We start from the raw sequence: 6,013 nt of genomic DNA on the forward strand, positions 1-6,013 counted from the left end.
CGATCGACCCTCACTTTTAGCTGGGACAGACCACTAGCTTGTGGAGTAAAAATCACGGGCCAGAGGCCTATGCCACTTTTGAGTGGACTACTTGGTGGTCCACTCGGGAGCAGGCTGAATCTCGTCGGCGACCGCGCCGCCTTGGTCTTTGCGACCACTGCCTTCGAGTCGGCTGATCACGCGAACGGTCATGTCGTGGTCGCAGTTGATTTGGCAACTGAGCCGAACACCGGGCTCGGTCACTTCGCGAACGCGAAGGGTTTCTTTTTCAGCCGCGGTGATCTGTTCCGGTTCGCCTTCCACAAATTCCACTCGGCACGTCGTGCACTTGGAAACGCCGCCGCACGCATGCAATTGATCCGTACCAGCCTCTTCGACCAACGCTTTGACCAAACGTTTGCCAGCGGGAACTTCAAAGGTACCAACGTTTTCGACGGTGAGCTTAGGCATGGAGACTCGATTGGAAGTGGTGGTGAAGACAACAATCGCCGGGCTTGGGAGCCCGGCGGACGAACGAGCGATCAGCCAACCGTGGCTGATTGCTTGCGATCGACTTTGACGGAATCGAAGTCGACGGTGCAGAAGTAATCGTCGAATGTTTCGGCGCGGCGGATCACTCGGAACTCACCCTCGTCGTTGAACACGATCTCGGCGGAACGAAGACGACCGTTGTACTGGAAACCCATGCTGTGACCGTGAGCTCCAGCATCGTGGATGACAGCGATGTCACCGACTTCTGTCGCGGGCATCTTGCGATCGATCGCGAATTTGTCGTTGTTCTCGCAAAGCGATCCGACAATGTCGACGGTGCGATCAGCGGGTTGGTCCTCTTTGCCCATCACGGTGATGTGGTGGTACGCTCCGTACATGCCCGGACGCATCAGGTTGCTCATGCAAGCGTCCACGCCGACGTAGTCTTTGTAGGACGATTTTCGATTGATGACTTTGGTGATCAAGTAGCCAAACGGTCCGGTCATCGCACGACCGTTTTCCATCAGGATTCGCACTGGATCGATTCCGGCGGGCACCAAGATTGATTCATACAGTTTGCGAACGCCATCGCCAAAGGCGGGCAAGTCGACCGGTTCTTGGCCAGGCTGGTAAGGCACGCCGATTCCACCACCGAGGTTGATGCACTCGACCGAGATCCCCGTTTCGCGATGAATCTCCGCGGCGAGTTCGAACAGCATTTCTGCGGTTTGCAACAACGCTTCGATGTTCAGTTCGTTGCTGACCACCATCGCGTGCAAACCGAATCGCGAAATGCCGAGTTCGGCACAGCGGCGATAGCCATCGATGAGTTGCTCGCGAGTGCTACCGAACTTAGCCTCCTTGGGGTCACCGATGATCACGTTGCCCTGGCGTTCTGGCCCCGGGTTGAACCGGAACGAAATCATTTCCGGCAACGGGCTCAATTGAGCGATTTGGTCGATGTGATGCGGGGTATCGAGATTGATGATCGCGCCGAGCTTGTTGGCGATCTCGAACTCTTCCATCGTGGTGTTGTTGGACGTGAACATCACGTCTTGGCCGGTGATGCCCAATCGTTCGCAGGTGATCAGCTCAGCCACGCTGCTGCAATCGGCTCCTCCGCCTTCCTCCGCCATCATCGCGACGATGTGCGGGTTCGGGGTGGCTTTGACAGCGAAATACTGCTGAAAACCTTCGTTCCAAGCGAACGCTTCCGTCAATTCACGAGCCCGCGTGCGGATCCCGTCTTCGTGATACAGGACGAATGGCGTGGGGTGATCTTCGATGATTCGGTCGATCAGGTCACGATCGAACGGCAATGGCTGGTAATGCATCAGTGGGCTCAGGAATCGGTGGAAAGTGTTCCGAGTGGAGTACCCGAAAGAATAGTCGCCGGAGCAACTTTCGAAAACCGATCAGTTGTCGTCACCAAACGAGAACCCAAAGCCTGTGAATGGCACGACTCCGTAGACACCCTCGGTGAAGACCTGGCTGACGAACCGGTCAAACAAGCGAATCGGGCTGGGGGGGATGATGACCACATCGCCGTCCTGCAACCAGATTTCGTCGACGGGTCGAGAGTCCTTGCCCATGATCGCACCACGCAGATCCAGCATCGTGGACAGCAATTCCCAGTTCGGACCGCGGCGGAAAATCACGACCTGACGCAGGTTCGCCCCAGGCACATAACCGCCGCCCAGTGCGATTCCGCCCAGCACGGTTGTCGGTGCGTCGATTTCGAAGCGGCCCGGCGTGGTGACTTCGCCCAGAACATAAACGTAGTGGGGAGCCTGTTGCTCGAGGACAACTTCGACATCCAAACCAGCCGACATCGAATCGTATCGCAGGATGATTTCACGTTTGAGTTCGCTCAGAGTCAAACCTTGCGCCGGAACGGCACCAAGTCGAGGCAGCCGAAGTGTGCCTTCAGGCGTGATCGTTTGCACGGTTTGTTGAGGGTTGAAGCCTTCGGAACCGCTGATGGCTTCGCGAATTTGCCGGGCGATGTTTCCGGTTGCGACGGGAGTCACATCGATCGACGGATCGGGGTAATACTCCTCGTAACGTTCATTCAGCAACTGTCGTAGCTGATCGATGGTTTGTCCGGCTGCATGGATCTGACCGATGAATCGTAGCGTGATCGTTCCGTCGGGTTGGATTTCCAAACCACGTTCGAGCGTTCCGCGAGTCAGCTTTTCATCCGCTTCGGATTCAATCAACAGTTCATCACCGACAACCAAACGATAAGCACCGACCGAACGAACGGTCTTGATCAAGAACGTCAATTGAACTTGATCACCGCTTCGCAGTCGGTATTCATGGACCGGTGCACTGCGGGCTGGTCCAACATAGTTGCCGGGGCCGTAGACATTGAATGGCATGCTCTGAGGACAACGCCAGCACTGGCAGGCCGGAGTGGTTCCCGTCCCAACACCAAGCGTCTTGCTCAGGCGTTCCGTGCCGGCTCCGTTGCGATCCACGCATCCGCCACACGTCGAGCAGGTGACCGAAGTGGGATGACCGGACAAGGGGCCTCCGCCGTGCGATGCAAATGACGCTGGCAAAGGCCAACGCGTGACCTCGTCTTGCATCAGATCCGGCCACGCAGGCGTGCCCATGTTTTGACTTGGAACCGATCCGCTGCGGCTCGAGTTGGCCCAAGATGGCTTCGAGTCCATCGCTTCGGTGTCGATCACCGACCGGGTACGAGGTTCTGTTTTCTCGGCAGTCGTCGCGGGCTCCGGTTCACGATCTGGTTGCTTGGATTCGGTGCGTTTCGCGGGAGGCGTGGGCGGGGATGTTGGCCGAGTCGTGCGAGCCTTTGGTGCGGGCGATTGCCGCGGGGCATCGAGGTCGCTCGCCGATTCCACCGCGGTGTCCTCATCCATCAACGCCTCGAGTCGTGTGGCCGAATCGATCGGCTTGGTTGGCTCGGTCGGTTCCGTTCGCTGGAGCCGATTGCGTTGGGGAACCGGACGAAACTCGGGCAGTTCGTCGTTATTCGCTGCTGGTGCTTTGCCACCCAATCGCTGTGGCCGCGGAGGACTCACTCGGTCCGCTTGAGGTTGACGAGGTCGCAATGGCGGAGGCAGTTCCAACAGGTTTTCGTTGCCCCCCGTTTGCGGGATTGCTGTCGACTGGCTTGCTGGCGGTTGAGCGGTTGGAAGTTGAGGCGCAGCCGATTTTGGAGCAGGAACATTCGCTGCTGGCGGGACCGGTGGCGGGGTCGAAGGCCGAGCCGGCGTGGGCGTTGGGATCGCCTCCGGCAACGGATTGTTTTGTGGTGCCGCGTTTTTTGGTGGAGTGGCTTTGGGCGGCAAACCAGGAATCAAATCTCGCGAGCGGGATTCGAAACGGGCGCGAGCTTCCAGCTTGGCTTGTTCGGCTCGCAGGTTGTGCTCTTCCAATCGCCGCCGGTAATCACGCAGCGAGTTGACTTCCAGCAGTTCGTCTTCATTGACCGGTGGATTGTCCGGCAAATCGTCCATATCAAATGACGGAGTGGGCAACGTTCCCGTGCTGCCACCCAAGATCGTTGGACGCGCATTGGTTTCAGGCGACGCTTGTCCCGGCGCAACCAATTCTTGCGCGGACGTGGAGCCCACGAAGACCAGTGGCAACAACAATCCAGTCGCCAAGCAAACACGACGAAACGCCGATCGAAGAGGAGTTGGTTTCATGGGACGATCCATCGAAATCAGGTGGACGGTGAGGGCGTTGGCTTGCATTACCAAAACAGACCACTGCGAGGCGTTGTCGAACGAGCGGGAGCAGCGGGCATCGACGGATCAACGATTCGTGATTGCATCGCACGCCCGTTTTGTGCGGGCACGATCAAGTGACCTTGGCCGATCGAATCTCGGGAGTTTGGACGCGACGCCGTCTGAAGGTAGGCCGGCGGTGCCGATTGGTTTGCCCGGACGTTGGACGGACCGCTGGTTGCTGGATTGGGCGTGTGGTTCACCGTGGCGAACTGCTGATTCGTTTTCGCGAATTGCGAAGGTGACAGCACTTGAACCGGCAGTTCGCTGGGCAGGTTCGTCGACGCCAGTTGTTGCTGGCACTCAGCGGCCAATTGAGTATCGCCGGATTGGCTTGCCGCTCGCATCAAATCCTCGACGCTCTGCCGCGTTGGTTTCTGCTGCACACTCAGCAACAACAACTCTTTGGCAATCGCGGGCATCGAACGACGGAGCAAGTTGCGTCCGAGTTCCGCGGTCGCTTGTGGGTTGTCAGGTCCGATTTCCACGGCAGCGCGTCGATACATCAACGCCAATTCCGATGCGTGCAGTCGCGACCGGGCTTCCGTCACATCAGAATTCGCTTGCGGGGTCAGCGTCGCGGATTCCAGGTCCGCCAGAATCATGGTGGCTTCCGCGGCAAGCGGTCCGTCCATGGTGGCTTCTACCCAACGTTGCCGTGCGTAATTCAGGTAAGCCTCGATCGCACGCTCGGCGGTCAACGCTGATGTGTTGACCCCGTGCAGCGCCGGTGTCTTGTGCACCTCCACCAATCGGTTCAGCGCGGCTTGATCGACCGGTCCATAGCGTCCCGTGAAATCGGTCGACTCACGGATGGCGGTGATCGCTTCGTTGAGCTGGGTTGTGTGCAGGTTGCCTCCCGTTTGCGAGTCTCGCAGGGAAGCGATGATCCGGAGTGTCTGCGTGGCCGACTCTTTCGCCGTATGGAACGCGCCTCGGCGAGCGGCGAAGTGGGCACGACGCAGTTGATCCACGGCGGACTGAGCCAGTTCAGCCGTCCGAGCGTGATGGTTGATCGGGTCCGACGCGGGCATCGGTCGAGAATAGGTTTGTTCCGTTCGGCCCAGCGAAGCGGTGGCGCTGTCGGTTGAATGGGTTTTGCGTCGGCGGGTGATCGTCGTGGGCTCCTCGGCAGGAACCGGAGCCGTCATGATGATCGTGACAGGCGGCGGAGAGGGTGCCACCGCGGCCGGCTGAGGCGTGGGCGGTTTCCAAGCGGGAGCCGTCGCGGAGGTGGGCGGCAAAGCCAGCGGACGTGGCTGCCAAACTCGACTGGACGACGAGCCATCGCCTGCGTGAGCCGCCCCGGTCACCGATGCAATCAAGATTGCCAACGAAACACGTCGGACCAGTGAACCGCGCTGCGATCGCCCCTTGGCTGTTCGATCAACGTGGTTCTGATCTGCCTGCATTCGTGGTTTCATGTTGCGATCCATCGCAGTCCCAACGTGTTTTGGAGGGGTGTTCATCCTTGAATCCCCACGGCTCTTGCGAACCACGCCCATCACATCGCTTCGCAAATCAGCATCCTGCGATGCACGAATTTCCGGCGACGGTGACCAGCTATCCGGCGTATCGACGAGCCCACGGGATGTTCTGCACACCGAGCGTTCTCTGCGGGGTGGAATCAACAGTTCGAACACGCGTGACCGTTACCTGGGGGCGAATTCACACAACCGGCATATCCGGACCTGGCAGACGCCTCCCACGGCCTCATCTGCCAATCTGGACCGCTCGTGAACGACGCTTTGTTGCCTGCATTTTGACCAGGTTGACTTTTG

4 protein-coding genes are annotated in these 6,013 nt (G+C 58.9%); all 4 read right to left on the minus strand.

Going from position 1 to position 6,013, the window contains the following annotated elements:
- Positions 1-87: 87 nt before the first annotated feature.
- Positions 88-450 (minus strand): 2Fe-2S iron-sulfur cluster-binding protein, encoded by a 363-nt coding sequence (locus tag ACF8AM_RS15205; protein WP_286764769.1) that lies wholly within the window; start codon positions 448-450, stop codon positions 88-90.
- Positions 451-521: 71 nt separating this feature from the next.
- On the minus strand, positions 522-1,805 hold the full coding sequence (locus ACF8AM_RS15210; protein ID WP_392556449.1) for a diaminopimelate decarboxylase: 1,284 nt from the start codon (positions 1,803-1,805) through the stop codon (positions 522-524).
- An 81-nt stretch (positions 1,806-1,886) separates the two neighbouring features.
- Positions 1,887-4,163, minus strand: a complete 2,277-nt coding sequence (locus ACF8AM_RS15215) for a polysaccharide biosynthesis/export family protein (RefSeq protein ID WP_392556450.1) — start codon at positions 4,161-4,163, stop codon at positions 1,887-1,889.
- A gap of 35 nt (positions 4,164-4,198) precedes the next feature.
- Positions 4,199-5,668 (minus strand): tetratricopeptide repeat protein, encoded by a 1,470-nt coding sequence (locus ACF8AM_RS15220; RefSeq protein WP_392556451.1) that lies wholly within the window; start codon positions 5,666-5,668, stop codon positions 4,199-4,201.
- Positions 5,669-6,013: the final 345 nt, after the last annotated feature.

It is taken from the genome of Rhodopirellula sp. JB055 (genome assembly GCF_043100905.1).
Lineage (GTDB): Bacteria > Planctomycetota > Planctomycetia > Pirellulales > Pirellulaceae > Rhodopirellula.

Excerpts from the sequence above, each read along its gene's own strand:
- ACF8AM_RS15215 (WP_392556450.1), bottom strand. The coding sequence starts at position 4,163 with ATGGATCGTCCCATGAAACCAACTCCTCTTCGATCGGCGTTTCGTCGT.
- ACF8AM_RS15220 (WP_392556451.1), bottom strand. The coding sequence starts at position 5,668 with ATGGATCGCAACATGAAACCACGAATGCAGGCAGATCAGAACCACGTT.
- ACF8AM_RS15205 (WP_286764769.1), bottom strand. The coding sequence starts at position 450 with ATGCCTAAGCTCACCGTCGAAAACGTTGGTACCTTTGAAGTTCCCGCT.
- ACF8AM_RS15210 (WP_392556449.1), bottom strand. The coding sequence starts at position 1,805 with ATGCATTACCAGCCATTGCCGTTCGATCGTGACCTGATCGACCGAATC.